This window comes from Arthrobacter sp. THG-b23, assembly GCF_059091265.1.
In genome coordinates, this window is the sequence record NZ_JBNHGM010000002.1 from 511,704 (window position 1) to 537,419 (window position 25,716).

Consider the following 25,716-nt stretch of genomic DNA (forward strand, 5'->3'; position numbering starts at 1 on the left):
AGCTAGCGGCGCTGGTCCAAGCTGAGGTTTCCATGCACTGTGGCGTAGGCGCGCAGGCCTCCGGAAATGAGCGGCAGCCCCTGCTCCGGTGCCAAGATCCTGCGGGCCGGACCGTCTATGCCGTCCAACCGGAGCTGGACGAACAGATCCACCAGCACCGGGCCCAGGCCGGCCAGTTCATTCCGAGGCAGTACGGCACGGTAGCCGCCGCCGTCGCGCCTGACGTCAAAGCCGACCTCGGCATCGGTCCCGCGGGCGCGTGCCACCAGCCTGACCGATTCGTACTCTGCGGCCGGCTCGAACACCAGCCCCAATGACACCGACTCCCCGTCAAGCTGCGGCAGCAGGGCCCGCGGAATCGTTTTGAGTGCTTCCTCGGTGGCCGCCAACTGCAACAGGCCTGCTGCATCCCGGGCCCGGATGAGCTGCGAGCGCTGCCGGTAGGGAAATGTCAGCTGTTCTTCCAGGCGTTCCGGAATGTGTTGGTCCGCGAAGGCAGCATGGGCCGCCACCCACCGCTGCCGCGTGCCCGGGGACATGGACCGGTACCTGGCGGGCACGTAGAAGCGGAGGAGTTTGCGCCGGTACAGGTCCAGCACCAGAAGCTCGGCATGCTCGGGGTCCGGATGGTTCTCCTTGATGATCCGCGCAATTTCCGCGACTGATCCGGTGTACCCCTCCGGGATGGCGCGCTCGGAGCTGATGTTGGTTCCGTCGTCGCGGGTGCGGATGAAGTAATAGTCATAGTCGGCCGCAATCGCATTCCTCCGGGAGGCCAGATAGCAGCGGGTGAGCATCATGCCGTCTTCCAGCCGGACTTTGCCTTCCGGGAAGCGGATGCCGTGTTTATCCAGCAGCTCACGCCGGATCAGCTTTTGCGGTGAGAGCGTGCCCAGGATTCTGCGCACCGAAACGTCCGGCACCGTCTCCGTGAAGAGCGAGGACTGCACGCGCCGGCCACCGATTCCGACCATGCGCGGGGCGAGCACGTCGACCTGGTGCTTGTCGGCAAACTCGACCATCCGGCGCAGCGCTTCGGGCCCCAGCTTGTCGTCCGCATCGCAGAAGAAAACGTAGTCGGAACTGCTCGAGGCTATCCCTACGTTGCGGGGCTTTCCCGGCCAGCCGCTGTTCTGTTGGTGGATGACCCGCCAGTTCGGATGCCGCGCGGCGTACTCGTCCAGCAGCTTGCCTCCGCCGTCCGTGGAGCCGTCGTCCACGGCGATGACCTCGAAGAGCGCCGGGTCCAGGTCCTGTGCAACCAGCGACTCCAGCAGTTCCCTCAAGTAGGGCAGCGCGTTGAACACCGGGATCACCACCGCCACCCGCGCGGTCTGCGCACTGGCCGTTGGCCCGGAGTCACTCTCGCGCACGCGAACCTGCCCGGCGCGCGCCGCGATCCTTTTCAGCTTGCGCCGTGCGCCTGCCAGCTTGTCCTTGATGGCCACTCGGTCCCCTTCGATCGGTAGCAGTTAATGCATTCTGCCACTGCACTCGAACTGAATGCCGGTGAGTAGCGAAATCGCGACGGGTTTCCGTAATTCAGGGCCGCGTGGCGAGGCCTGCTCTCAGCTGTTGAGGACCAAGAGCGCGACCTGCTGCCCGCAGACCAAGAGGGCGCACAGGACAGCCATCGCGACGGCCGATTTGTTCCAACTGGTGACGACTGCAGGTCCCAGTGGCGATTCGGAATTCGGGACGCTGGCCCTGGACCTTGTCCACACGCGGACGAGTGGATGTTGCTCCAGCCCCTGCCGTTGGCCCGCAGAGGTAGGCCGGTCCCAAGGGGTGATCGTGGCCGGTCCCACTGACGCACTGTGCTGGTTGCCGGCGGCCCGCGCATTCTGAGGAAAGGGCGCACCCCAGCTGGTGTAGGTCTCGGCACCGGTCCTGATCCTCAAGGCACTGCCTACGCTGACGTCATCGACGACGGCAAAGGGAATGGCATGGGACCGGAAGCTATTGGTGATGAGAACGGAGTCGTCATCATAGGCAAGGCGTGGAAGCCACAGGAAGCTGTAGGCGAACGAAGCCGCCACCACAGGCCACACTATCCACCGCAGGAGGGATTCTTCCTGCGACTGGGCGAACAGCAACACGAGCGCCACCGCAGCGGAGACCCAGATCAGGATTGCTGTCCACGTGCCCGACTTTTCCTTGAGCACGGTCTGCTTCGGCTCGGTTCGTGAATTTGTTGCCATCCGGTGTGCCCCGTCCCCTTCGACCGCTGCCGTTACTGCATTCTGCATTGCACCTCGCGGACACTGCAACCATTAACCAAAGCACCTCGTACAGAGTTGGTGCCCATCTCCGTCCCGAGGATTGCCGGCTACCTGGTGCGCAGGCTTCTTGCTGGTGTGGGTCGGGCCGCGGGTAAGTGCTGGCTGCCGGAAGCTGGGATCGGCGGGTCCTTGCCGAGCCCGGCGGCGGCGCTGGCAGACTGTTTGGATGACCCCCGAAGGCCGCGGCAAGGACGTCTTCCGGCTCCCCGGCTTCTTCGCGTGGTGGACCGCCGAGACAGTCTCCGAGTTCGGGGCGTATTTCACCACGGTGGCCCTGCAGGTACTGGTGGTCCTGACGCTCGGCGGGACGGCGGTGGAAGTGGGCCTGGTTAACGCCGCGCGCTGGCTGCCGTACGCCGTGCTGGGCCTGCTGGTCGGGGCGCTGATGGAACGGGGCCGACGTCGCCCGGTACTCATCGGCACGGATCTGGGCCGCGGGCTGCTGCTGGGCCTCATTCCGCTGCTCTGGTTGCTGGGCCGTCTGGAGCTGCCGGTCCTGGTCGCCTTCGTGGCCGGCTTCGGCGTACTGTCGCTGCTCAATGACTCTGCATCGCAATCGTTCCTGCCGCGGTTGGTTCCGCAACATGCACTGCTCCCGGCCAACGCGCGGCTGGACCAGAGTTCGTCCGTGGCCCAGGCATCGGGACCGGCCCTGGCCGGCGGACTGGTCGGTCTGCTGGGACCGCCGCTGGCGGTTCTGGTGAACTCGATGACTTATCTCTACTCGGCAGTTGTGGTGGGTCTGTTGAAGACTCCGGAACCGGCCCCACCCGCCACCACTGGCAGGCAGAGCCTGTGGGCCGACATCGCCGAAGGGCTGCGCTTTACCTACCGGCATCGGATGCTCGGGCCGCTGACCCTTTCAACACACGGCTGGTTCCTTGCCAACAGCGTGCTAGTGACCGTCTTCGTTCCCTATGCGTTGCTCGGCCTGGGCCTCGGCCCCTTCGAATTCGGTGCGGTGCTGGCCTGCGCCGGAGTAGGCGCCCTGATTGGTGCGTCATTCTCCAGCCGGTGGGGCCTGTCTTGGGGAGCCGGCCGCGTTGTGATCGTCTGCCGGGCTTCGATGGCTGTCTCCTGGGCGATCATCGCGATGGCCTCATCCATGGACAGCCCCGGTCAGGCAATCTTCATCGTCGCCGTCGGACAGTTGCTGTGTGGCCTCGCCATGGGTGCCGAGAACGCCAACGAGATGGGCTACCGGCAGGCCGTCACACCGGACCGGCTCCAAGCGCGAATGAACACGACCACACGGTCCATGAACCGCGCGATGATCGTTATTGGGGCGCCGCTGGGAGGCTTGGCCGCCGATGCGTGGGGCTACCCGCCGATCCTCTGGGTGGCGGCTGCCTGCTTTGTGCTGGTGGCGGCAGGACTGGCGGCGTCCGACTTTCGCCACGCCCGCCACGGCGATCTCCCGGACGATCTCCCGCAACTGGCGGGCTAGCACCAGGCTTCACGGCAACACCTTGGTCATGCAAAAGCGGTGGCCCGCCTTCCGCATGATGCCCTGCGGAAGGCGGGCCACCGCCGTCGTCGTCTGCCGTCAGTTCAGTGACGGCATTCCGTAACTACCGGCCGGCCGGGGTGGATTCCCGGGCGCCGACGAAGTCCGGGCGCGGCTGCCGGAGTCAGTTGGCCGGCTCGGCCTCGAAGAGCGGGTAGACGCCGTTCTCGTCGTGGACTTCGCGGCCGGTGACGGGCGGGTTGAACACGCAGGCCATGCGCAGCTCGGTGGTGGCGCGGACCGTGTGCTTCTCGTGCCCGTCCAGCAGGTACATGGTTCCGTCCCGCAGGTCGTGGACTTCGCCGGTGACCTCGTTGGTCAGCGTGCCCTCGCCCTGGACGCAGTAGACGGCCTCGATGTGGTTGGCGTAGTGGAACGTGGAGGTAGTGCCCGCGTAGATCACCGTGTCGTGGAACGAAAAGCCCACGCCCTCCCCTGCCAGCACCATGCGGCGGCTCCGCCAGGTCTCGGACTTTACGTCGCGGTCGGTGTCATTCAGGTCGTTCAGGTTGGTAACAAGCATCGGTACTCCTCAAGTGGGGTCGGGAATTTTCGTTGGTGGTGTGCAGGGGCGGCTTGGCCACACGGCGCGGCCGGCGCCAGGGTGCGGCCGGCGGTCGCGCCAAGGTGCGGCGGCCGCCAGGGCGCGGCGGCCGCCAGGGTGCGGCCGGCGCCCTAGAGGGCTCCGACCAGCTCCGGCACAGCGGTCACCGCGCGGGTCGCGTCGACCAAGATGTCCAGGCCGCGGTCCAGTTCGGCTGCGCTGATGGTCAGGGCCGGCATCAGCTTCACCACTTCGCCCTCCGGGCCGGACGTTTCCACCAGCAGGCCGTTTTCGTAGGCCACCGCGGCAATCTTCCCGGCGGTCTCGTCATCCGGGAATTTGACCCCGGCCAGCAGGCCGCGGCCGCGCACGCTGGCGCCGTCCACGAGGCCGGCGATCCGCTCCAGGCCCTCGTGCAGTTGCAGAGCCCGGGCCTGGATTTGTTTCTGGAACTCGCCGGTCCGCCAGTAGGTCTCCAGCGCCGCCGTGGCCGTCACGAATGCCGGGTTGTGCCCGCGGAAGGTGCCGTTGTGCTCGCCGGCGCTCCAGACGTCCAGCTCGGGACGGAACAGCGTCAGCGCCATCGGCAGGCCGTAGCCGGAGATGGACTTGGACAGGCAGACGATGTCCGGGGTGATGCCGGCTTCCTCAAAGCTGAAGAACGTTCCGGTGCGGCCGCAACCGGCCTGCACATCGTCGACGATCAGCAGGATTTCGTGCTTCCTGCACAGGTCGGCCAGGCCGCGCAGCCAGCCGGCCCGGGCGGCATTGAGGCCGCCTTCGCCCTGGACCGTCTCCACGATGATGGCCGCCGGCTTGTCCACGCCCGAGCCGCTGTCTTCGAGCACCCGCTCCAGCCACAGGAAATCGGTGGTTTCGCCGGAGAAGTAGTCGTCGTAGGGGATCTTGGAGCTGTTGGTCAGCGGGATGCCCGCGCCCCGGCGCTTCATCGAGTTTCCGGTCACCGACAGCGAACCCAGCGTCATGCCGTGGAACGCGTTGGTGAAGGAGAGGATGTGCTGGCGGCCCGTCACCTTGCGGGCCAGCTTCAGTGCGGCCTCAACCGTGTTGGTGCCGGTGGGGCCGGGAAACATCACCTTGTAGTCGAGGTTTCGAGGCTCGAGGATGACCTGCTGGAAGGTTTCCAGGAACGTGCGCTTGGCGGGGGTCTTCATGTCCAGCGAGTGCACGACGGCGCCGCTGGCCAGATACTCCAGCAGCGGCTGCAGCAGCTTCGGGTTGTTGTGGCCGTAGTTGAGCGCACCGGCGCCGGCGAAGAAATCCAGGTAGGTGGTCCCGTCCTCAGCGGTCAGGGTGCTGCCCTCGCCGCGGGTGAACACGGCGGGCCAGCTGCGGCAGTAGCCGCGGACCTCGGACTCAAGGGTCTCGAAAATGTCAGTCATGGAATACGCTTCCTTGCTCAGTGCGGCAGCGGGCGGCCCGGGTAGGGGACAGCGCGCAGCAGCCGCAGGTCGATTCATGCGGATGTGCGTTGGTGGAGGTGGTGCTTGGCCGGCGGCGGATGCCGGCAGGATTAATTGAGCGGGCCGATCCGGAACAGGTACTCGGTGTCATGCCCGTCCGGGTAGAGCTCTTCGGTGAAGAGTGGTTCGCGTTCCATTGGCGCCTCGCGGCGCGACGCGAAGCCGGCGAACAGCCGGACGGAGGCCTCATTGTCCGCTGTGATGGTGGTTTCCACCCGCTCGGCCAGGACTTGTCCGGCCAGGCGGTCAAGCATGTCCGCCGCGAGCCTGCGGCCGCGGAATCGCCGGTCCACGGCCACCTGCCACACCATCAAAGTGCCTGGTTCATCGGGGCGCATGTAACCGGTGATGAAACCGGCCGGCTCGCCGTCGACTGTGGCGATGATCGACGTCTCGGCGAAGTCGCGGGTCCACAGCAGGTAGGAGTAGGACGAGTTCAGGTCCAAGACCTGGGAATCACTGGCCATGCGCCACAGGGACTGCCCGTCGTGCAGGGTTGGTTTACGGAAGCTTGCTTCGATCCTCGGTCTGGTCTGGGTTTCTGCTAGTTCTTCAACCATCCCTTCCAACGTAACGAGATCAGAGACGTTATCAACCTGACTTTTCCCGACTTGACAAGGATCGGAACGTTTTCACCGCGCATGCCGCCCCGGCCCCATTCCGCCGCATCCCTTGTGCCAGTTGCGCTGTGGCCGAATAACGACGGCGGTGCCTCGGACCGTCCTTATCGTTACCCTTTTGTGACATTTGCAATGTGACGGCCGGCCATAGAACTGTGCACCCGCCGGCCAGGGAGCGCCCAAATGCCCGTTATCCGCGCCTCGGCGCGAGCCCGCGGCCGAGGCTAGCTCCACGCCGCGCGGGAAGCCCCGGGGGCCGTTACCCGGCGCCTCGGCGCGAGCCCGCGGCCGGCTAACTCCACGCCGCGGGAAGCCCCGGAGGCCGTGATCCGGGCCTCGGCACGAGCCCGCGGCCGAGGCTAGCTCCACGCCGTGCGGGAAGCCCCGGGGTCCGTTACCCGGCGCACCGACTGGAGGCCCCCGATCCGGTCAGTCGAGCAGGCTGCGGGCAGTTGGGCGCCGGGGAAGAAGCCCGTCGTGCCGTTGTCCATGTTTGGGAGCGCCTGTAGATATAAGCGCAGGTCAAGCGCCTGTGGATAGCCAAGACGTGGACAGATTGGCCTGAACGTGGACAGGTTTGCGTGAACGTGGGCTGAATCGGACTGGAGCCCGTAAGGCGGGACGCCCACAAAAAAGCGGCTCCGACCGGCAAACAACCAGTCGAAGCCGCTTTCGCGGTGGGCCCTGCGGGGATCGAACCCGCGACCCGCGGATTAAAAGTCCGATGCTCTACCAACTGAGCTAAAGGCCCGCCAGCCGGTCCGCTCTGCTCCAGATAGAACCCAGGCAAGGTCGGATTTGGCCGGTTCCCAGTTTATCGCACCCACCACCGCGCACCCGAATCCGCCGCGTGTCCGCCCTGCCGGCTGCCTCGGAAGGTCCCGAAATCGCGAGTCGACACCTCTCTGTACCGGCGTTGGAGGCGGGAGTAAGGTCGAGGCATGAGCCCGAACAACGGAAACAATGTCCCCCGGCCGCATAAGCCGAAGCCTTTTGCCCCGTTGGATTTTGAGGACTTCGCCGGCGGCGCCGACCCGGCACGCGTCTCCGAGGCCGCCCACCTCGCGGCCCAGGCCTTGGTGCACCGCGGGCGCGGCTCCGATGATCCCGAAGTGACCGAGAGGCTGGTCAAGCTGGCTGACCAACAGGGGCTCGAGGCCATCGCTGAAATGTGGTCCGAAAGTCCTGCCCGCTCCCTGCCCGGCGCGCTCTGGCGGCTCTACGCCCTGCGCGCCGCGGCCCAGGCCCACCCGGACAAGCTGGCAGCCTATTTCAAGGCCGGGACGGCATCGGCAGAAGTGTCCAAGGTCATCGCCGGAGTGGCCGAACCGCCCGGCGCCGACGAGGTCCGCGCCATGGCCGACACAATTCTCTCCGGCGCCTTCGACGGTGATTTCGACGTGGCCCTTGACCGGTCGGCGGCCTTTTGCCGGATCGTCGCGCTGGGCCAGACCCATCACGCCGACTCTGCCGAGTCCGCCAACGAGAACCACGCCACCAAGCTGACGCTCAATTCGCACCGGCTCGTGAAGACCGCAGAGGATCTGGAAGCGGCCGCGGTCGCCTGGCGGCGCGGCGAGCTCGACTAGCTGCCGTCGCTGGCACCTCACGGCCTGACCGCCGTCGCGTAGCGGCGCGTCGGGCTCGGCTGGTTGCCGTTTGTCGGGATCTCCGCCAACGGGCCTACCGCCAACGGGCCTACCGCCGTCGGCCCGGCCGCCGTCGCTGGCGGCGCGACGGCTCAACTGGTGCCGGTGCGGCATCTCGGGCCCTACCGCCGACGAGCCTTCCGGCGTCGCCCTGACGCCCACAGTGGTGCCGCGGGAACAGCAGGATCGTCCGGAGAGGCCCCGCCCGGAACGACGCGCGCGTGTACCACAGATATCTTCTGCTGACACGTTTTTCCACGGTCTTTCGGGGCTGTTGACATCCGCTGTGAGGCGTAGAAAACTGAAGGTGGTGTCGAACTGTGGCAGCCCCGGGCTCCAACTCTTAGCCGCCTCGAGCGGCCTTCCGCCGAGAGGCGCTCCCAGTTCGGCACCATTAATTTTTGTTTGCGAAGAGGCGCTAATCTAGGCACGGCGGATGCTTCCCTTCCGCCGTACGGACCAGTGAGAAAACCGCCGGTGACATGAAGCTAAGCCTCTTCCCCCAGGACACCAAGAGCCTCGAACTGCTCGCCCAGACAGCAGCCGAGCTGATGGCGGGAGTCAAGACCCTCTCGGAGATTCTCGGGGCGCCTGCGGACGACTACGACAAGCTCTCCGAAGAACTGCACGACCGCGACGCCAACGTCTCCCGGCTGCGCTTCGCGCTGCTGACCACGCTGCGTACCAGCTTCGTCAATCCGCTCCCCCGCGAGGACATGTTCCAGCTCTCGCTGCATTTGGTGCACACGTTTGAACACCTCGACGGCGCCGCGGAACTGATCGCGCTCAACCGGGTCAAGCGCCTGTCTGCCCGGGCCTCCGAGCAGCTGGAGGTCATCGGGCGGATGTCGGAGATGACCCGGGACGCCATGCCGCGGCTGAACTCCCTGGAGGACCTCGACGAGTACTGCATCGAGATGGTCCGGCTCGCCAAACGGGCCGAACGCACCCACCGGGTGTGGGTCTCGGAGCTTTTGTCGGAACACAAGGGCGCCACGCTCGCCCGGCACCGCGACGTGGCCGACCAGCTGATAGCCGCCACCAAGACACTTCGCCAGGCTTCCCACCACGTAGGCCAGATCCTGGTCAAGGAATCGTAGGTGGAGCTGTTCCTCCTGGTGCTGGTGGTCGCTTTCGCCGGCTGCTTTGCCTTCATCAACGGCTTCCATGATGTCTCCAACGCCGTGGCCACCTCGGTGCGCACCCGCGCGCTCACCCCGGGTGTCGCCGTCGTGCTCGCGTCCGTCTGCAACCTGGCCGGTGCGCTGATCTCCAGCACCCTGGCCCTGGTGATCAGTACCGGATGGATCGGCCTGCCCGAAGGCCGCTCCGGGCTGGGCATCCTGTTGGCCGGGCTGCTGAGCGCCTGCGCCTGGGGAGTGTTCACGTGGTGGCAGCGGATGCCGTCGTCGTCCACGCATGCGCTGCTCGGCGGCCTGATCGGGGCGGGGGCGGCGTCCACCCTGTTGGGCGGCGAGAACATCAGCGCCACGGAAAACCCGATCTGGGGCCAGCTGATCCTGCCGCTGTTGCTCTCACCCTTGGTGGCGTTCGTGCTCTCCTACCTGGCGATCGTCCCGCTGACGTGGCTGGCCCGGTACCGGACACCGCGCGAGGTCGGCCGGACCACCAGGCTGGCCCAGGCGGTCTTTGCCGGTACCTTCTCGCTGGGCCACGGCCTGCAGGACGGGCAGCGCACCATGGCCGTGGTGCTGCTGGGACTGGCCGCGGCCGGCTATGCCTCCGGCGACCGGATGCCGCTGTGGGTGCAGCTGTTCGCGGCGGTTCTGCTGGCCGTGGGCGCGCTCTTCGGCGGCTGGCGGATCTCGCACACGCTCGGGTCCCGGCTGGTGCGAATTGATCCCCTGCACGGCGCCACCGCGCAGGGCGTCAGCTCCGCCATGCTGTTCGTCGGGGCCATCGGGCTGCACATGCCGCTCTCCAGCACGCACACCATGACGGCGGCCATCCTGGGCGCCGGGTCCACGCAGCGGATGCATGCGGTGCGTTGGCGGGTGGCCAGCCGCGTGCTGGCCACCTGGGTGCTGACCCTGCTGGCAACCTCGCTCGTCGGGGCCATCTTGCTGCTGGCCCTGGATCCGATGCTCTAGCCCTCCGGCGGCGGCCTTCTTAAACAGCGACGGCGATGCCTCCCGCCCGCAGGGGGGTGGCACCGCCGTCGTCCTGGCTGCGGGACGGGTTTACCCGAAGCGGCCGGAGACGTAGTCTTCCGTGGCCTTCTGCGTGGGGTTGCTGAAGATGGTCGGGGTATCGCCGTATTCGATCAGCTTGCCCGGCTTGCCGGTGCCGGCGATGTTGAAGAACGCCGTCTTGTCCGACACGCGCGCCGCCTGCTGCATGTTGTGGGTCACGATCACCACGGTGTACTCCGTCTTGAGTTCCTCGATCAGGTCCTCGATCGCCAGCGTGGAGATGGGGTCCAGCGCCGAGCAGGGCTCGTCCATCAGAATCACCTGCGGGGACACCGCGATGGCGCGCGCGATGCACAGGCGCTGCTGCTGGCCGCCGGAGAGGCCGGAGCCGGGCTTGTTCAGCCGGTCCTTGACCTCGTTCCACAGGTTGGCGCCGGTCAGCGACTTCTCCACCAGCGCGTCCGCGTCCGACTTGGAAATCCGCTTGTCGTTCAGCTTGACCCCGGCCAGCACGTTGTCGCGGATGGACATGGTGGGGAACGGGTTGGGGCGCTGGAAGACCATGCCGATCTGGCTGCGCACGGTCACCGGGTCCACGCCCTGGCCGTAGAGGTTGTCCCCGTCGAGCAGGACTTCGCCCTCCACCCGGGCGCCGGGCAGCACTTCGTGCATCCGGTTGAGCGTGCGCAGGAAGGTGGACTTGCCGCAGCCGGAGGGGCCGATGAAAGCTGTCACGGACTTGGCGTCGATGTTGATGTTGACGCCTTCCACCGCCCGGAAGTTGCCGTAGTAGACGTTCAGGTCCTTGACGTCGATGCGTTTGGACATGGGGGTTCCTTCTCTTTGGTTCTGGCTCAGCGGCCGGTCTTGGGGGCGAAGATGCGGGCGATCAGCCGGGCAATCAGGTTCAGCAGCATCACGAAGACGATCAGGATCAGCGCAGCGGCCCAGGCACGCTGCACGCTGGGGTCCACGTTGGTGGGCGAGGTCGGGTTCATCAGCTGCCGGTAAATAAACGTGGGAAGGGTGGTCATCCAGCCGCCGAACACGTTCCAGTTGATGCTGTTCACGAAGCCCGCGGTGACCAAGAGCGGGGCTGTCTCGCCGATGATGCGGGCGATGGCCAAGGTGACGCCGGAGGCGATGCCGGAAATCGCCGTCGGCACCACTACCTTCAGGATGGTGCGCCACTTGCGCACGCCCAGCGCGTAGGACGCCTCGCGGAGCTCGTTCGGGACGATCTTGAGCATTTCCTCGGTGGAGCGGACCACCACCGGGATCATCAGCACGGAGAGGGCGACGGCGGCCACGAAGCCGGTGCGGGTGCTCGGGCCGAAAATCAGCCCGAACAGCGCGGCAGCGAACAGGCCCGCCACGATCGACGGGATGCCGGTCATGACGTCCACGAAGAAGGTGATGCCGCGCGAGAGCGGGCCGCCCTTGCTGTATTCGACCAGATAGACCGCCGTGAGCAGGCCGATCGGCACCGAAATGATGGTGGCCCAGAGGGTGATCAGCAGGGTGCCGACGATGCCGTGGTAGGCGCCGCCGAGCACGTCGGTGCCGTTGGCGGTCGTCTCGTTGTCGATCATGCCGGTCATGCCGTTCATCGACGTGAAGACCAGGTTGTAGTTCAGCCCGGCGACGCCGTTCTGCAGCACGGTCCAGATCACCGAGATCAGCGGCACGACCGCGATGATGAAGGCCGCAAAGACCAGGTTGGTCGCAAAGCGGTCCTTGGCTTTGCGCGCCCCCTCCACCGAGAGCGTCACCACGTAGCCGGCAAGCACGAAGATCACCGCTGACAACAATGCCCAGGAGACCAGGCCGAAACCGATCAGCGACGAGAGCGCGGCGCCCAGGATGAGCGAGCCGCCGGCAACGGCCCAGATGGCCCAGCCGGGCATCTGGTTCTTGGTGAGAGTATTGCGCTTGGCCGGGGCGGGGGTTTCAGTGAGCAGTTTGGACATCAGTTGGCTCCCGAGAATTCCTTGTGCCGGCTGATGATCCAGCGGGCGACCATGTTCACGGCCAGGGTAATGACGAACAGCACCAGGCCGGCGGCGATCAGTTCGGACAACCGCAGCCCGTACGCTTCAGGGAAGTTCAGCGCAATCTCGGCGGCGATCGTCTGGTTGCCCGACTTGATCAGGCTGGCGATGAGCCCGCCGCCGGAGAGCACCATGGCCACCGCCATCGTCTCACCGAGCGCGCGTCCCAGGCCCAGCATCACCGCGCTGACAATGCCTGGCCGGGCGAACGGGAAGACAGCCATCTTGATCATTTCCCACCGGGTGGCCCCCATGGCCAGGGCCGCTTCCTCATGGAGCTTGGGGGCCTGCAGGAAGATCTCGCGGCTGAGCGAGGTGATGATCGGCAGGATCATCACGGACAGCACGATTCCGGCCGTCAGCATGGTCTTGCCGGTCTGGCTGGCGGGGCCTTCGAAGATCGGGATCCAGCCGGCGTTTTCCGCCAGCCAGGTGTAGGGACCGACCAGCGCGGGGGCCAGCACCGTCATGCCCCAGGCTCCGTAGACCACCGAGGGGATGGCGGCGAGGAGGTCCACCACATAGCCGAGGCCCTGGGAGAGCCGCCGCGGTGCGTAGTGGGAGATGAAGAGCGCGACCCCCACACCCACCGGGGTCGCCAGCAGCAGGGCGATCGCCGCGGCGATCAGCGTACCGATGACGATGGGCCAGATGTAGCCCCAGAAGCCGTTTCCGCCGGAAATTTCGGCGGGGTCTGCCCCGAACGTCGGCAGGGCCTGCCACAGCAGGAACGCCGCCACGCAGAACAGCACGAAGAGGATCAGGCACCCCGCGGCAAGCGCGAGGCCGGAAAAGACCTTGTCGCCGGCGCGGCCCTGGCCGGTCTCGGTCAATGTTTGGGACACTTCACAACCCTTCGGGTTCTGTACTTCGTCTAGCTGTTCTGCCAGTCTTGCGGCTTCGTTCCGTCCGGGCAATTTCGTCCCGGTCGGAACACGGCTGCGCCCCGCCCGTCAAACTGCGACGGAGCGGGGCCAACCGGACTTCGTGAGGGCTACGACTTCACCGAGATGGAGTCGATAGCCGTCTTTGCCTGCTCGCGCAGTGTCTCGGAGATCGGCGCATTGCCGGCCGAGTCCTGCGCGGCCTGCTGTCCTTCTTCGCTGATCACGTAGTTGCCGAAGGCCTTCACCAGGTCCACGGTGTTCTGATCAGCATATGTCGAGCAGTAGATGTGGTAGGAAACCAGCACGATCGGGTAGGCGCCGGACTCGGTGGTGTCACGATCGAGGTTCAGGGACATGTCCACGTCGCCGCGGCCTTCAACCGGGGTGGCTGCCTCCACGGCCTTGGAAGCGGCCTCGGGGCTCAGTTCGACGTATTCCTCGCCGACCTTGACCTTCACGGTGCCCAGGTCGCCTACGGCCGAAGCGTCGGCGTAGGTGATGGCGCCGTTGGTCGCGGTGGTGGCGGAGACCACACCGGAGGTGCCCTGTGCGTTCTCGGCCTGGAGCTTGGCGGGCCACTCGCCGGAGACTTCATCGGTCCAGACGTCGCCGGCTGCGGCGGCCAGGTACTCCACGAAGTTCTCGGTGGTGCCGGATTCGTCGGAGCGGTGGACCACGGTGATGGGGGTGTCGGGCAGCTCCACGCCCTCGTTCTGCGAAGCGATGGCTTCATCGTTCCACTTGGCAATTTCGCCGCGGAAGACCTTGGCGATGGTCTCGGCGTCCATGTTGATGGAGTCCACGCCTTCGAGGTTGAAGGCCACGGCGATCGGGGAGACGTAGCCGGGGATGTGCATGGCGCCGTCGGGGCCGCAGACCTCCTTGGCCTGCTCCCACTCTTCCTCGTCCATGTAGGCGTCCGAGCCGGCGAACTGCACGCCGCCGGCCAGGAAGGCGTCGCGGCCGGCACCCGAGCCGTCCGGCGAGTACTGCACGCTGGCCTCGGGGTTCTGCGCGCCGAAGCCGGCAATCCAGGCCTGCATGGCGGAATCCTGCGAGGAAGCGCCCGCGCCGGAGAGCGTGCCCGAAACGGTTGCTGCCGTCTCGGTGCTGCCGGCAGCGGCCTGGCTGCCGGTGGCGTTGTCGGAGCCACAGGCGGTCAGCGCCAGCGTTGCAACGGAGAGGACGGCGGCCGCGCGGCCGATGCGATGTGCCTTCACGTGTATGGTCCCTTTCAGGGTGAGAACGGATCAGGACGACCGGACGTATTTCCGCCCTGGCGTCGTGCTCCTTCGAGGCTATGGGCGCCACGTAAAGAATGTGCACGGTCAAAGTGAACACAAGGTGAACAAGACCGGACAATTCGCTAACCGGCCGCGTGAGGGTCTTGCCTTTGTGAGCGCACTCATACTATGGACCGCCGCCGTGCCGGGGGGCCGGACTGGCCCCGCCTAGACTGGGAGTATGAGCGCAGGCACCCGGTTGGCACAGGCCCGGTCGTTCCTGCGCAAACGCGGGCGGGCCGGCTTCAGCCGCAGCAAGTCTTCGGTCATGCCGGCGGTGCGGATCACCTTCTGCGCGGTAGCCGCTTATGCGGTGGCCGAGCAGGTCCTGGGCCACGAAGGCCCGCTGTTCGCCGCCACCTCGTCCATCATTGCGCTCGGCTTCTCCAACGGACCCCGGGTGCGCAAAGTGCTCGAAGTCGCCATCGGCTGCACGCTGGGCATAGCGGTGGGCGATCTGCTGCTGCACTTCCTCGGGCCGGGCATCTGGCAGGCGGCCCTGGTGCTGCTGGTTTCCATCCTCTTGGCCAGGTTTTTGGACAGCGGCACCATCTTCACCACCCAGATGGCGCTGCAGTCCGTGCTGGTGGTGCTGCTGCCCGCCCCGGACGGGGGGCCGTTCACCCGCAGCCTCGACGCCGTCATCGGCGGCTCCTTCGCGATGATCGTGACCATGTTGATTCCCGGCGATCCGCGCTCCGAACCGCGTTCCAAGCTGCAGACGCTGCTGGATGAGCTCGCCTCCGTACTGCGCGAGTGTTCCGTTGCCCTCGCCCACAGCGACTCCACCAAGGCCTGGCACGCCCTGGTCCGGGCGCGGGCCAGCCAAAACCTGATCGACGACGTCCGCGGCAGCTTCAGCTCGGCCCGTGAAGTCGCCCGGATTTCACCGGCCCACCGCCGGCACCGGGACGAAGTGGGGGACCTGCAGGATGCTGCGGAAATGGCGGATTTGGCCATGCGCAACAGCCGGGTCTTCTCCCGGCGCCTGACGTCCGTGATCAACCATGCAGCCATGTCCGACGAGGCCATCGCATGCTTTTCCGAGGTGCTTCAGGAGACCGCCGACGCCGTCGAGATTCTCGCTGCCGGGCTTTCCGACCGGGACCCGGGCGCCCGCGAACGCCGGCTCTCCGGAGCCCGAAACGATTTGGCCGAGATTGCCACGCGGCTGCACCCGAAGACCCTCGGCGTTGTCACCATGGAGGGCGAGGGCCTGATCCTGGTCTTCCGGCCGCTCATGGTTGACCTGCTCAAGGCCGCCGGGCTCAGCCGGGACGACGCCACGTCCTACCTACCCAGACTCTGATTGTCCGCCGCCTTGGTTACTGTGGGTCCATGAGCACCAAGACCCGGTCCAAAGCCCCTGCCTACCGCTGCGCCGAGTGCGGTTGGAGCACGGCCAAGTGGGTGGGCCGGTGCGGCGAGTGCCAGGCGTGGGGAACGGTTGAAGAGGCCACCCAGGTGGTGGCGCGCACCACGGCCGCGGCCGCCGTCTCCCGGCCCGCGGAACGAATCGCCGACGTCGATGCCACCACCGCGGCGTTCCGGGCCACCGGTGTGGGCGAACTCGACCGGGTGCTCGGCGGCGGGCTGGTCCCGGGCGCGGTCATCCTGCTGGCCGGCGAGCCGGGCATTGGCAAGTCCACCCTGCTGCTGGATGTTGCCGCGCGGGTGGCCCGGCTGGACCGCGACGTGTTGTACGTCACCGGCGAAGAGTCGGCGGCCCAGGTGAAGTTGCGGGCCGAGCGGATTTCGGCGGTGGCGGACAACCTTTACCTGACCGCCGAGACCGACGTCGGCATAGCGCTGGGGCATGTGGAGCAGCTGGAGCCGGCGCTGCTAATCGTCGACTCGGTCCAGACGCTCAGCAGCAGCGCGGTGGAGGGCGCCGCCGGGGGTGTGACGCAGGTTCGTGAGGTCGCGGCCTCGCTGATCAACGCCGCCAAGCGCAAGGGCATGACCACCATCCTGGTGGGGCATGTGACCAAGGACGGCTCGATCGCCGGGCCGCGCCTGCTGGAGCATCTCGTGGACGTGGTTTGCCAGTTCGACGGCGACCGGCATTCGCGCCTGCGGCTGGTGCGTGCGGTCAAGAACCGCTACGGTCCGACCGACGAGGTGGGTTGCTTCGACCTGACCGAGGGCGGCATCGAAGGACTGACCGACCCGAGCGGCCTGTTCGTGTCCCGGACCAAGGACCCGGTCTCCGGCACCTGCATCACCGTGACGCTGGAGGGCCGGCGGCCGCTGGTGGCCGAGGTGCAGGCGTTGCTGGCCGAGACCTCCAACGCGCAGCCGCGACGTGCCACGAGCGGGCTGGATTCTTCGCGTGTGGCGATGATGATGGCCGTGCTGCAGCGCCGCGCCTCGATGTCGCTGCACAAGGACGACAGCTACGTGGCGACGGTGGGCGGGGTCCGGCTCAGCGAACCCGCCACGGATCTGGCCACCGTGCTGGCCATCGCCTCGGCGAAGACCAATCAGCCGCTCCCGGCGCAGTTGATCGCTTTCGGTGAAGTGGGCCTGGCCGGCGAAGTGCGGCCGGTGCCGGGAATCGGGCGGCGGATCCAGGAGGCCGAACGGCTCGGGTTCACGCACGCGATCGTGCCGGCTTCTCCCGACGGCGCAGGCCAGGTGCCGGCTGGCTTCACCGTCAAGGAAGTGCATACCGTCTCCGAAGCGCTGTCCACGCTGTTCCGCTAAGCGCCCGGAGGGGAATAGCCCTGGTCCGGCCTTATCATGGAGCCTGGGGCCGTCCGGACGACGGCCTCGTCCCCATGCCCGCCGGCCCTAAGGAAACTCCCCCATGGTCAAGAGCCCCGAGGACGCCCTTAAGGCGACCCTGGCCCGTGTAGCTCCGGGAACCCAGCTGCGCGACGGGTTGGAACGGATTCTCCGCGGGCGCACCGGCGCCCTCATCGTGCTCGGATACGACCAGCAGGTGGAAAACATCAGCAGCGGCGGCTTCGATATCGGGATCGACTTCTCCCCTACCCGGCTGCGCGAACTGGCGAAGATGGACGGTGCCATCGTCTGCGACAAGGACGCCGCGAACATCGTCAAGGCTGCCGTGCAGCTGGTCCCGGACCCGTCGATTCCCACACAGGAGTCCGGCACCCGCCACCGCACCGCCGAACGGGTCGCCATCCAGACCGGGCTGCCGGTCATTTCGGTCAGCCAGTCGATGCAGATCATCGCGTTGTATGTGGAAGGCATCCGGCACGTGCTGGAGGGCTCCGAACCGGTGCTCGCCCGCGCCAACCAGGCGCTGGCGACGCTGGAGCGCTACCGCGCCCGGCTGGACCAGGTCACCAGCTCCTTGTCCGCGCTGGAAATCGAAGCCATGGTCACCGTGCGGGACGTAGCGGTGACCCTGCAGCGGCAGGAAATGGTCCGCCGCATCTCCGACGAAATCTCCCAGTACGTACTGGAACTCGGCGTGGACGGGCGCCTGCTCTCGCTCCAGCTGGACGAACTGACCTCCGGGCTCGGTCCGGACAGCGAGATGATCCTGCGCGACTACGCGGACATCAAGGGTGGCATCGACGTCGGCGCCGCCCTTCAGACGCTGCGCGGTTTCACCTCGAACGATCTAATCGACTTGGGCCGCGTCGCCAGCGTGATCGGCATCCAGGTGGGTCAGGATTCCCTCGACGCCGTGGTCCAGCCGCGCGGTTACCGCCTGCTGGCCGCAGTCAAATCGGTGCCGCGGGCGGTGGCGGACCGGTTGGTCGATCACTTCGGCGGCCTGCAGTCGCTGATGGCGGCCAACATCGATGACCTGATGGCCGTGGACGGCATCGGCGAACAGCGGGCACGCGTGATCCGTGAAGGCCTTTCCCGCATCGCCGAGACCAGCCTCCTGGACCGCTTCCTCTGATTTTCCCGGCGCGCGCTAGCGCAGTTCGAACACGGTCTTGTCGCTGGATTTCTTGTCCAGCTTCGTGACCAGGACGTAGGTGCCCGGCTGCGGGTTGGCTTCCACAGGAGTGCACCCCGGGGCCGTCCTGTTCCGTTCCCAGACGAAACGCGCCTGTTCGGCCTTGCCCGGCTCAAGGGTCATCATCAGTGGCTCGGGGTCCACCTGGCAGTCTTTCGAGGAAAAAATCCGGTCCTCTCCGCTGGTGACCAGGAATTCCATGGCGTCAGTGCCGACGTTGACTTCGCACGGCACCTTGCCCTCGTTGGCCACCTCCAGGATCAGGGTGGGGTTCTCCCCGCTCCCGTAGGCCGCGGCGTCCGTTTCGGCCCGAACGACGACGTCGGAGTCCTCGCAGCCTGCCGTGCCCGGGGATGCGGGGCTGGCGGGCGCGGGGCTGGCGGCCGCCGGTCCCGGTGCCTCTGCCGCTGCTTCCGGCTCTCCCCGGCCCAGCAGGCCGGCGACCCACATCCCGGCCGCCAGCAGGGCCGCCAGCACGATCACGGCCAGGGCCAGCACCACCAAGCGGCGGCGGCGGTAAACGGCGGGGCTGGGCCGCCGGACGGGAGCCCGCCCGCGGGTGCCGGATGTGCCGTTGCCTGCCATGCCTTAAGGCTAAGGACAGCACCGGCCCGCGCCGTCACCACCACGCCGGGCAGTACAGTATTGGTTGGTCACATCGTAGGAGTTCCATGCCCCGCCCCGCCGCCGCACCGGCACCTTCCACAGAACCGGCTGACGCCGAACTGCTGCATTCGCGTATCCGGACCTGGTTCGCGTCCAGCGCGCGGGACCTGCCCTGGCGCCGCCCGGACTGCAGCCCCTGGGGCATCCTCGTCAGCGAATTCATGCTGCAGCAGACCCCCGTGGTCCGGGTGCTGCCTGTCTGGGAGCAGTGGATGCGCCGCTGGCCGCGCCCGGCCGACCTCGCCGCCGATCCGGCCGGGGAAGCGGTCCGGGCCTGGGGCAGGCTGGGGTATCCACGCCGTGCGCTGCGCCTGCATGCCGCAGCTGCTGCCATCGTGGACGGGCACGGTGGCCGCGTGCCGGATGACCATGCCAGTCTGCTGCAGCTCCCCGGCGTCGGAACCTACACCGCAGCCGCCGTCGCTTCCTTCGCGTTCGGGCTGCCGGAAACGGTGGTGGACACCAATGTCCGCCGCGTGCATGCCCGGCTGGTCACCGGAGCCGCGCTGCCGGCGCCGTCGCTTAATGCCGCCGAAATGCGCACGGCGCAGGAGCTGATGCCGGTCCACGGCGTCAAGGAGTGGAATGCCGGCGTCATGGAACTCGGCGCGCTTATCTGTACGGCGAGATCGCCGCGGTGCGATGCCTGCCCGGTGCTGGACCGCTGCGCCTGGGTCAAGGCCGGCCGGCCCGAGGCCCACTACGTGCCCAAAGGCCAGGCCTGGGCGGGCACCGACCGGCAGGTGCGCGGCGCCATGATGGCCGTGTTGCGCGAGGCCGAGGACCCGGTTCCGCGCGAGGTCCTGCTCGGCAGCGTCGAGCTGGCCGATCTGCCTGCGGCCTACCGGACGCCGCTCGCGGCACTGCGCGCGCTGCCTGCCGGCGACGAACAGTTGGGCCGCGCCCTGGACGGGCTGATCGCGGACGGCTTGGCCGTCACCGCGGGCAGCGGCATCGCCCTGCCCGGATAGGTAACCGGTTCCGGCCCGCCCCGCGGGCGCCGTCGCAGCTGCGCGGCTGCTGCTTGTTCCCGCCTACTCGTCCCCGCCGTCGCTGTGCTGCTCCTGCTGGTCGTCGACGACGTCGCCGGCCTTGTCCTTGAGGCCGTCCAGCTTGTCTCCCTGCAGTTTGGCGGAGCCGTCCTGCTGCTCTGCGTTGTCGCCGCCGAGGATATCTTCCACACCCATGGTCATCCTTACCGTCGCGCCGGCGGGGGGCCGGCTGTTCCCTCACCAACGCCTCCAACCCTAGGCGGCAGGAGCGGAACGTGTCGACGGACTGCTGATCAAAGTTTGCGGATCATCCGGGTGTTGCCCAAGGTATTGGGCTTAACCCGGGCCAGGTCGAGGAACTCTGCCACGCCTTCGTCCGTGGAACGCAGCAATTCGGAATACACCTCCGGGTCCACCACCGACTGGTCGGCCATCACCTCGAAACCGTGCCGGGTGAAGAAGTCCACCTCGAAAGTGAGGCAGAAAACGCGGCTGACGCCCAGGTCCTTGGCAGCGGCTATCAGCTCGTCGAGCAGGGCCCGGCCCACTCCCCTGCCGCGCCAGTGCGCCGCAGTGGCCAGTGTGCGCACCTCGGCGATGTCCTCCCACATGACGTGCACGGCGCCGCAACCCACGATTTCACCAGCCGGCGTCTCCGCGACCCGGAACTCCTGGATGCCTTCGAAGTACGCCACCGCCTCCTTCTCCAGCAGCACCCGTTTGTCGGCCAACGGCTTGACCAGCCGGCGAATCTGGACGACATCGGAGGTGCGGGCGGGGCGGATACTGAAGGCGGCGGTCACCCAGTCAGTCTAAAGCCCCAGCTCGGCCGGCAGTTCGCTCTCCTGGTCCAGCACGTGCCGGGCGAGGAAGTTGCAGACCACCGAATACCAGATCCGGGCATGCTGCGGCGAGAGCACCCAGTGGTTCTCGTCCGGGAAGTACAGGAACCGGTGCGGGGTCTTCCCGTCCGCTCCGGCGGCCAGCTGCGAGCGCGACAACAGTTCGTACCAGAGCCGCAGCCCCTCGCCGATCGGCACCCGGTAGTCCTTGTCGCCGTGCACCACCAGCATGGGTGTGTTGATGTTCTGCACGTGCAGGTGCGGGGAGTTTTCCAGCGCCATCTCCGGCGTCATCTCCCGCTCCCAGTAGGGGGAAACATCCGTCGTCGGTCCGAACTGGTCCAGCGCCCAGAGGCTGGCGTGGGTCACGATGGCCCGGAAACGGTCGGTGTGCCCGGCGATCCAGTTGGCCATGTAACCGCCGAAGGAACCGCCCATGGCGGCTGTCCGCGTCCCGTCGATGTCCTCCCGCTGCACGGCGGCGTCGGTGATGGCCATCAGGTCCTCATAGGGTGCCCGGCCCCACTGCCCCCAGCCCCGCCGGATGAAGTCGTCCCCGTAGCCGGTAGACAGGGCCGGGTCCGGCAGCAGGACCGCGTAACCCTGCGCCACCAGCAGCCAGGGGCACCAGCGCCAGCTCCACGCATTCCACGAGCCGAGCGGGCCGCCGTGCACCCACAACACCAGCGGCGCCGGCTTCTGCGCGGATGCGTCACCGGGCAGGGCCAGCCAGGCACGCACCGGGATGTGCGCGCCCCCGGCGCCCACCGTCGTCGTGATCTCTTCCAGCCTCCCGCCCAACTCCGGGCGGGGCGCGGGCGAGGGCAGGACCGTGGCCTCGCCGGAGGACAGGTCGATGCGCACCGGCTCGGGCGGAAACAGGTAGGAGCTGCGCAGCGCGTAGGCGAACTGCCCGTTTGGGCTGACCACGACGTCGGTGTAGGCCGCGTCGTCGTGCGTCACCTGGCGCACGGCACCCGTCGCGACGTCGATGCTGAACACCGGGGTGCGGCCGCCGTCGTCGGCGGTGACCAACAGCGCCGACCCGTCGGGCAGCCAGGCTGCGGGGCTGGGCCAGCGGTCCCAGTCGGCGGCCAGCGGCCGCAACTCACCGCCGGCCAGCGGGAGCAGTCCCAGCGTGAGGGACGGAATGGTCCCGGGCGCGGAGACGGACTCGCAGGCCACCACCACGGTGCGGTTGTCGGGGCTGACCGGGCCCGGCGCGTAGTCGGTGTCCGGGCTCTCCAGCAGGATCCGCTGCCCGCCGGTGGCCGTGTCGACGGCGGCGAGCACGCTCCGGGCGTCGCCCCGCGCCAGCGGCCGGCGGACATTGACCACCAGGGTGGCGCCGTCCGGGCTCAGCTCGGCGGCGGTTTCCAGCAAGGCGGTTCCCGCCCAGCCGGTGATGTTGCGCAGCCGGCCCTTCGGCTCGTCGTCCACGGTCAAGGTTCGGGCTGCCTCCTCCGCGTTGCCCTCGAGCACGAAGTGCCGTTTTTGCCCCGGCCCCAGATCGTGGTCCCAGAAGCGCACCGGGTACCCGGAATGCAGGATCGCCGAGACTTTCTTGTCTTTCCGGGCGGCGCGGCGGTTCGCGTCGTCCTCTTCGTCGGCGGCCCCGCCCAGGACCTGGGCGTCGACCACCACGGTGTCAGCGTCCCGCGCGCAGCGCACCGCTGCGACTCCGCCGGGGCGGGACAGAACCATGCGGCCTTCGCCTCCGGCGGCCGGCAAGCGCCACAGGGCCGGGACCGGTTCCTCAGCCGAGTCCTCGGGATCGGGCCGGGCGGACGTGAAGTAGAGGTCGCCGTCGCGTGCAAAAGCCGCCCCGGACTCGCCCTTGGAGCTGCGGGTAATCCGGCGCGCCGGGCGCTCACCGCGCGGATCGACCTCCCAGAGGGCGGAAACGTATTCGGTGGAGGCAGGGTTCAGCACGCTGACGCAGGTGACCAGCCGGTTGCCGTCCGGGCTGAGAGCCAGGGACCCCAGCCGCGGCATCGCGATGAAGCGGTCCAGGTCGTGGAACGGGGTGGCGGCGGCCTGCTGGGTGGGCAGCTCCGGCCGCATTTCGGAAGTGACTGCTTCAGAACGCATGGATTCAGTAAACACTACTTGTGTTCCCGATCACAGGAGACGGGCGCAATTCGCGGCTTTGCTACGCGAGGCGGCCGTGTGCGGTTAAACGGGAGAACCCCGGCCGAAGCCGGGGTTCTCCCTGCGCAGTGCAGTGCGGGCTACTGGGACAGTGCCGGGGTGTCCGGGACTCCCTCGATTGCCTTGGGTGCTCCGGTGCTGCTGAAGACGAACGTCGCCGCGTCGTCTTCGCCCTCGACATCCACGTGGATGGTCTCGCCCGGGTGGAACTCGCCGAAAAGGATCTTCTCGGAGAGCTGGTCCTCGATCTCCCGCTGGATGGTCCGGCGCAGCGGCCGGGCACCCATCGTGGGATCGTAGCCGCGGGTGGCCAGCAGCACCTTGGCCGCGTCGGTCAGGTCGATCTTGAGGTTCTTTTCCGCGAGCCGCTTCCGCAGGCGCTCGACGAACAGATCCACGATCTGGACGATCTCTTCCTCGCTCAGCTGCGGGAAGACCACGGTGTCGTCAACGCGGTTGAGGAACTCGGGCCGGAAGTGCTGCTTGAGCTCATCCTGGACCCGGGCCCGCATCCGCTCGTACCCGGTCTTGGTGTCCGTGCCGGACTGGAAACCGGTCATGACGCCCTTGGAGATGTCGCGGGTGCCAAGGTTGGTGGTCATGATGATCACCGTGTTCTTGAAGTCCACGACGCGACCCTGGCTGTCCGTCAGGCGGCCGTCCTCGAGGATCTGCAGCAGCGAGTTGAACAGGTCGGCGTGTGCCTTCTCCACCTCGTCGAAGAGCACCACGGAGAACGGGCGGCGGCGGACCTTTTCGGTCAGCTGCCCGCCTTCCTCGTAGCCCACGTAGCCCGGAGGGGCGCCGAACAGCCGCGAGACCGTGTGCTTCTCCGAGTACTCGGACATATCCAGGGTGATCAGCGCGTCTTCCTCGCCGAAGAGGAATTCCGCCAGGGCCTTGGCGAGCTCGGTCTTGCCGACGCCGGTCGGGCCGGCGAAGATGAACGAGCCGGAGGGACGGTTGGGGTCCTTCAGGCCGGCACGGGTACGGCGGATCGCCTGCGAGATGGCCTTGATCGCCTCGTCCTGGCCGATCACGCGCTTGTGCAGCTCGGCCTCCATGTGCATCAGGCGGCTGGACTCTTCCTCGGTCAGCTTGAACACGGGAATGCCGGTGGAGTTGGCCAGCACTTCTGCCACCAGGTCTTCGTCCACCTCGGCGATCTCGTCCAGGTCGCCGGACTTCCAGGCGCGTTCCTTCTCGGCCCGCTCGTCCTGCAGCCTGCCTTCCTGGTCCCGCAGCGTGGCAGCGCCTTCGAAGTCCTGGGCGTCGATGGCCGATTCCTTCTGCTTCTTCAGCTCGGCAATGCGCTCGTCGATGTCCTTGAGCTCCGGCGGTGCGGTCATCCGGCGGATGCGCAGCCGTGCCCCGGCCTCGTCGATCAGGTCGATTGCCTTGTCCGGCAGGAAGCGGTCGGAGATGTACCGGTGGGCCAGGTGCGCGGCGGCATCCAGGGCACCGTCGGTGATGGACACACGGTGGTGCGCCTCGTAGCGGTCCCGCAGTCCCTTGAGGATCAGCACGGCGTGCTCCACGGACGGCTCTTCCACCTGGATCGGCTGGAACCGGCGCTCCAGCGCGGCGTCCTTCTCGATGTGCTTGCGGTACTCGTCCAGGGTGGTGGCACCAATGGTCTGAAGTTCGCCACGTGCCAGCATCGGCTTCAGGATGGAGGCTGCGTCGATCGCGCCCTCGGCGGCACCCGCACCCACCAGGGTGTGGATCTCGTCGATGAACAGGATGATGTCGCCACGGGTCCGGATTTCCTTCAGGACCTTCTTCAGCCGCTCCTCGAAGTCACCGCGGTAGCGTGAACCGGCCACCAGGGATCCCAGGTCCAGCGTGTAGAGCTGCTTGTCCTTGATGGTCTCCGGCACGTCGCCACGGACAATTGCCTGGGCCAGGCCCTCCACGACGGCGGTCTTGCCGACGCCGGGCTCGCCGATCAACACCGGGTTGTTCTTGGTGCGGCGGGAGAGGACCTGCATGACGCGTTCCATCTCGTGCTCGCGCCCGATCACCGGGTCGAGCTTGGATTCACGCGCAGCCTGTGTGAGGTTCCGGCCGAACTGATCCAGCACCACCGATCCGGCAGGAGTGCCCTCCTGCTGCTGGCCGGCGGTGACCGGCTCCTTGCCCTGGTAGCCCGAGAGCAGCTGGATGACCTGCTGGCGCACGCGGTTGAGGTCGGCGCCGAGCTTGACCAGCACCTGGGTGGCCACGCCTTCGCCTTCGCGGATCAGGCCCAGCAGGATGTGCTCGGTACCGATGTAGTTGTGGCCAAGCTGGAGTGCCTCGCGCAGCGACAGCTCCAACACCTTCTTGGCGCGCGGCGTGAACGGAATGTGGCCGCTCGGAGCCTGCTGGCCCTGGCCGATGATCTCCTGGACCTGCTCACGAACGCCATTCAGCGAGACGCCGAGGAACTCCAGTGCTTTGGCGGCAACGCCCTCACCCTCGTGGATCAATCCGAGGAGGATGTGTTCGGTGCCGATGTAGTTGTGGTTGAGCATGCGGGCTTCTTCTTGAGCCAGCACGACAACGCGACGGGCACGGTCGGTAAATCTCTCAAACATCTCGCACACTCCTAGCTACTGCGTACTTTGATGCTACGTGCCCGGATGGCCGTTGTGCGGCCTGTTCGCCCTAGGGGTAATGC

Annotated in this window: 22 protein-coding genes and 1 tRNA gene; 8 read left to right on the forward strand and 15 right to left on the reverse strand. The window is 67.3% G+C overall.

Annotated elements, in window-relative coordinates; all coding sequences use genetic code 11:
• Positions 1-2: 2 nt before the first annotated feature.
• Together AC5RVD_RS06065 and AC5RVD_RS06070 are read right to left on the reverse strand one after the other, a co-directional pair.
• The gene (locus tag AC5RVD_RS06065; RefSeq protein WP_494126364.1) at positions 3-1,448 is read right to left on the reverse strand and encodes a glycosyltransferase family 2 protein; all 1,446 of its coding nucleotides are present in this window, start codon (positions 1,446-1,448) and stop codon (positions 3-5) included.
• A gap of 120 nt (positions 1,449-1,568) precedes the next feature.
• Entirely contained in the window at positions 1,569-2,249 is a 681-nt protein-coding gene (locus tag AC5RVD_RS06070) for a hypothetical protein (RefSeq protein ID WP_494126365.1), read from the reverse strand.
• Between the two features lie 199 nt (positions 2,250-2,448).
• Between AC5RVD_RS06070 and AC5RVD_RS06075 the strand changes: the two genes are divergently transcribed.
• The gene (locus AC5RVD_RS06075) at positions 2,449-3,729 is read left to right on the forward strand and encodes an MFS transporter (protein ID WP_494126366.1); all 1,281 of its coding nucleotides are present in this window, start codon (positions 2,449-2,451) and stop codon (positions 3,727-3,729) included.
• Positions 3,730-3,913: 184 nt separating this feature from the next.
• Here AC5RVD_RS06075 and AC5RVD_RS06080 read toward each other — a convergent pair whose 3' ends face one another.
• The 4 genes from AC5RVD_RS06080 to AC5RVD_RS06095 form a co-directional block, all read right to left on the reverse strand.
• Positions 3,914-4,312, reverse strand: coding sequence for an ectoine synthase (locus AC5RVD_RS06080; protein ID WP_494126367.1), 399 nt, complete (start codon positions 4,310-4,312; stop codon positions 3,914-3,916).
• 152 nt (positions 4,313-4,464) lie between these two features.
• Positions 4,465-5,736: a diaminobutyrate--2-oxoglutarate transaminase gene (gene ectB, locus AC5RVD_RS06085; protein WP_494126368.1), complete on the reverse strand. Its 1,272-nt coding sequence runs from the start codon at positions 5,734-5,736 to the stop codon at positions 4,465-4,467.
• Positions 5,737-5,867: 131 nt separating this feature from the next.
• Positions 5,868-6,377, reverse strand: a complete 510-nt coding sequence (ectA, locus tag AC5RVD_RS06090) for a diaminobutyrate acetyltransferase (protein ID WP_494126369.1) — start codon at positions 6,375-6,377, stop codon at positions 5,868-5,870.
• 738 nt (positions 6,378-7,115) lie between these two features.
• Positions 7,116-7,188: transfer RNA gene (locus tag AC5RVD_RS06095), tRNA-Lys, on the reverse strand.
• A gap of 190 nt (positions 7,189-7,378) precedes the next feature.
• Between AC5RVD_RS06095 and AC5RVD_RS06100 the strand changes: the two genes are divergently transcribed.
• From AC5RVD_RS06100 to AC5RVD_RS06110, 3 genes are all read left to right on the forward strand, one after another.
• Positions 7,379-8,026 carry a hypothetical protein gene (locus AC5RVD_RS06100; protein ID WP_494111015.1) on the forward strand — a complete coding sequence of 216 codons (648 nt, stop codon included), beginning with the start codon at positions 7,379-7,381 and terminating at the stop codon, positions 8,024-8,026.
• A gap of 542 nt (positions 8,027-8,568) precedes the next feature.
• The gene (locus AC5RVD_RS06105; protein ID WP_494111014.1) at positions 8,569-9,186 is read left to right on the forward strand and encodes a nuclease PIN; all 618 of its coding nucleotides are present in this window, start codon (positions 8,569-8,571) and stop codon (positions 9,184-9,186) included.
• A complete protein-coding gene (locus AC5RVD_RS06110) occupies positions 9,187-10,197 on the forward strand; it encodes an inorganic phosphate transporter (protein ID WP_494111013.1) in 1,011 nt (336 codons plus the stop codon).
• Positions 10,198-10,287: 90 nt separating this feature from the next.
• Here AC5RVD_RS06110 and pstB read toward each other — a convergent pair whose 3' ends face one another.
• The 4 genes from pstB to pstS all read right to left on the reverse strand — a co-directional run bounded on the left by pstB (position 10,288) and on the right by pstS (position 14,397).
• Positions 10,288-11,067, reverse strand: a complete 780-nt coding sequence (gene pstB, locus AC5RVD_RS06115) for a phosphate ABC transporter ATP-binding protein PstB (RefSeq protein WP_494111012.1) — start codon at positions 11,065-11,067, stop codon at positions 10,288-10,290.
• 26 nt (positions 11,068-11,093) lie between these two features.
• On the reverse strand, positions 11,094-12,209 hold the full coding sequence (gene pstA / locus AC5RVD_RS06120; RefSeq protein WP_494111011.1) for a phosphate ABC transporter permease PstA: 1,116 nt from the start codon (positions 12,207-12,209) through the stop codon (positions 11,094-11,096).
• Positions 12,209-13,135: a phosphate ABC transporter permease subunit PstC gene (pstC, locus tag AC5RVD_RS06125; protein ID WP_494111010.1), complete on the reverse strand. Its 927-nt coding sequence runs from the start codon at positions 13,133-13,135 to the stop codon at positions 12,209-12,211. The genes pstA and pstC overlap by 1 nt, the downstream gene beginning before the upstream one ends.
• 149 nt (positions 13,136-13,284) lie before the next feature.
• Positions 13,285-14,397 (reverse strand): phosphate ABC transporter substrate-binding protein PstS, encoded by a 1,113-nt coding sequence (pstS, locus tag AC5RVD_RS06130; protein WP_494126370.1) that lies wholly within the window; start codon positions 14,395-14,397, stop codon positions 13,285-13,287.
• 244 nt (positions 14,398-14,641) lie between these two features.
• On the opposite strand from pstS, the gene AC5RVD_RS06135 reads away from it, so the two are divergent.
• The 3 genes from AC5RVD_RS06135 to disA all read left to right on the forward strand — a co-directional run bounded on the left by AC5RVD_RS06135 (position 14,642) and on the right by disA (position 18,343).
• Positions 14,642-15,769 carry an FUSC family protein gene (locus AC5RVD_RS06135; RefSeq protein WP_494111008.1) on the forward strand — a complete coding sequence of 376 codons (1,128 nt, stop codon included), beginning with the start codon at positions 14,642-14,644 and terminating at the stop codon, positions 15,767-15,769.
• 29 nt (positions 15,770-15,798) lie between these two features.
• Entirely contained in the window at positions 15,799-17,166 is a 1,368-nt protein-coding gene (radA, locus tag AC5RVD_RS06140; RefSeq protein ID WP_494126371.1) for a DNA repair protein RadA, read from the forward strand.
• 103 nt (positions 17,167-17,269) lie between these two features.
• Positions 17,270-18,343, forward strand: coding sequence for a DNA integrity scanning diadenylate cyclase DisA (disA, locus tag AC5RVD_RS06145; protein WP_494126372.1), 1,074 nt, complete (start codon positions 17,270-17,272; stop codon positions 18,341-18,343).
• A 15-nt stretch (positions 18,344-18,358) separates the two neighbouring features.
• On the opposite strand, the gene AC5RVD_RS06150 is transcribed toward disA, so the two are convergent.
• A complete protein-coding gene (locus AC5RVD_RS06150; protein WP_494122317.1) occupies positions 18,359-18,988 on the reverse strand; it encodes a hypothetical protein in 630 nt (209 codons plus the stop codon).
• 86 nt (positions 18,989-19,074) lie between these two features.
• On the opposite strand from AC5RVD_RS06150, the gene AC5RVD_RS06155 reads away from it, so the two are divergent.
• On the forward strand, positions 19,075-20,040 hold the full coding sequence (locus tag AC5RVD_RS06155; protein WP_494126373.1) for an HhH-GPD family protein: 966 nt from the start codon (positions 19,075-19,077) through the stop codon (positions 20,038-20,040).
• Positions 20,041-20,103: 63 nt separating this feature from the next.
• Here AC5RVD_RS06155 and AC5RVD_RS06160 read toward each other — a convergent pair whose 3' ends face one another.
• The 4 genes from AC5RVD_RS06160 to AC5RVD_RS06175 all read right to left on the reverse strand — a co-directional run bounded on the left by AC5RVD_RS06160 (position 20,104) and on the right by AC5RVD_RS06175 (position 25,633).
• Complete coding sequence (locus AC5RVD_RS06160; RefSeq protein WP_494126374.1) at positions 20,104-20,256, reverse strand: hypothetical protein; 153 nt, start codon at positions 20,254-20,256, stop codon at positions 20,104-20,106.
• A 98-nt stretch (positions 20,257-20,354) separates the two neighbouring features.
• The gene (locus AC5RVD_RS06165) at positions 20,355-20,864 is read right to left on the reverse strand and encodes an amino-acid N-acetyltransferase (protein WP_494126375.1); all 510 of its coding nucleotides are present in this window, start codon (positions 20,862-20,864) and stop codon (positions 20,355-20,357) included.
• Positions 20,865-20,873: 9 nt separating this feature from the next.
• Entirely contained in the window at positions 20,874-22,967 is a 2,094-nt protein-coding gene (locus tag AC5RVD_RS06170; RefSeq protein WP_494126468.1) for a S9 family peptidase, read from the reverse strand.
• A gap of 167 nt (positions 22,968-23,134) precedes the next feature.
• Entirely contained in the window at positions 23,135-25,633 is a 2,499-nt protein-coding gene (locus AC5RVD_RS06175; protein ID WP_494001939.1) for an ATP-dependent Clp protease ATP-binding subunit, read from the reverse strand.
• Positions 25,634-25,716 lie beyond the last annotated feature (83 nt).

What these genes read in the sequence shown, in the direction of transcription:
- AC5RVD_RS06070 (WP_494126365.1), bottom strand. Translation starts at nt 2,249, where the DNA reads ATGCAGAATGCAGTAACGGCAGCGGTCGAAGGGGACGGGGCACACCGG.
- AC5RVD_RS06075 (WP_494126366.1), top strand. Translation starts at nt 2,449, where the DNA reads ATGACCCCCGAAGGCCGCGGCAAGGACGTCTTCCGGCTCCCCGGCTTC.
- AC5RVD_RS06080 (WP_494126367.1), bottom strand. Translation starts at nt 4,312, where the DNA reads ATGCTTGTTACCAACCTGAACGACCTGAATGACACCGACCGCGACGTA.
- ectB (WP_494126368.1), bottom strand. Translation starts at nt 5,736, where the DNA reads ATGACTGACATTTTCGAGACCCTTGAGTCCGAGGTCCGCGGCTACTGC.
- ectA (WP_494126369.1), bottom strand. Translation starts at nt 6,377, where the DNA reads ATGGTTGAAGAACTAGCAGAAACCCAGACCAGACCGAGGATCGAAGCA.
- AC5RVD_RS06100 (WP_494111015.1), top strand. Translation starts at nt 7,379, where the DNA reads ATGAGCCCGAACAACGGAAACAATGTCCCCCGGCCGCATAAGCCGAAG.
- AC5RVD_RS06105 (WP_494111014.1), top strand. Translation starts at nt 8,569, where the DNA reads ATGAAGCTAAGCCTCTTCCCCCAGGACACCAAGAGCCTCGAACTGCTC.
- pstB (WP_494111012.1), bottom strand. Translation starts at nt 11,067, where the DNA reads ATGTCCAAACGCATCGACGTCAAGGACCTGAACGTCTACTACGGCAAC.
- pstA (WP_494111011.1), bottom strand. Translation starts at nt 12,209, where the DNA reads ATGTCCAAACTGCTCACTGAAACCCCCGCCCCGGCCAAGCGCAATACT.
- AC5RVD_RS06135 (WP_494111008.1), top strand. Translation starts at nt 14,642, where the DNA reads ATGAGCGCAGGCACCCGGTTGGCACAGGCCCGGTCGTTCCTGCGCAAA.
- radA (WP_494126371.1), top strand. Translation starts at nt 15,799, where the DNA reads ATGAGCACCAAGACCCGGTCCAAAGCCCCTGCCTACCGCTGCGCCGAG.
- disA (WP_494126372.1), top strand. Translation starts at nt 17,270, where the DNA reads ATGGTCAAGAGCCCCGAGGACGCCCTTAAGGCGACCCTGGCCCGTGTA.
- AC5RVD_RS06150 (WP_494122317.1), bottom strand. Translation starts at nt 18,988, where the DNA reads ATGGCAGGCAACGGCACATCCGGCACCCGCGGGCGGGCTCCCGTCCGG.
- AC5RVD_RS06155 (WP_494126373.1), top strand. Translation starts at nt 19,075, where the DNA reads ATGCCCCGCCCCGCCGCCGCACCGGCACCTTCCACAGAACCGGCTGAC.
- AC5RVD_RS06160 (WP_494126374.1), bottom strand. Translation starts at nt 20,256, where the DNA reads ATGGGTGTGGAAGATATCCTCGGCGGCGACAACGCAGAGCAGCAGGAC.
- AC5RVD_RS06170 (WP_494126468.1), bottom strand. Translation starts at nt 22,967, where the DNA reads ATGCGGCCGGAGCTGCCCACCCAGCAGGCCGCCGCCACCCCGTTCCAC.
- AC5RVD_RS06175 (WP_494001939.1), bottom strand. Translation starts at nt 25,633, where the DNA reads ATGTTTGAGAGATTTACCGACCGTGCCCGTCGCGTTGTCGTGCTGGCT.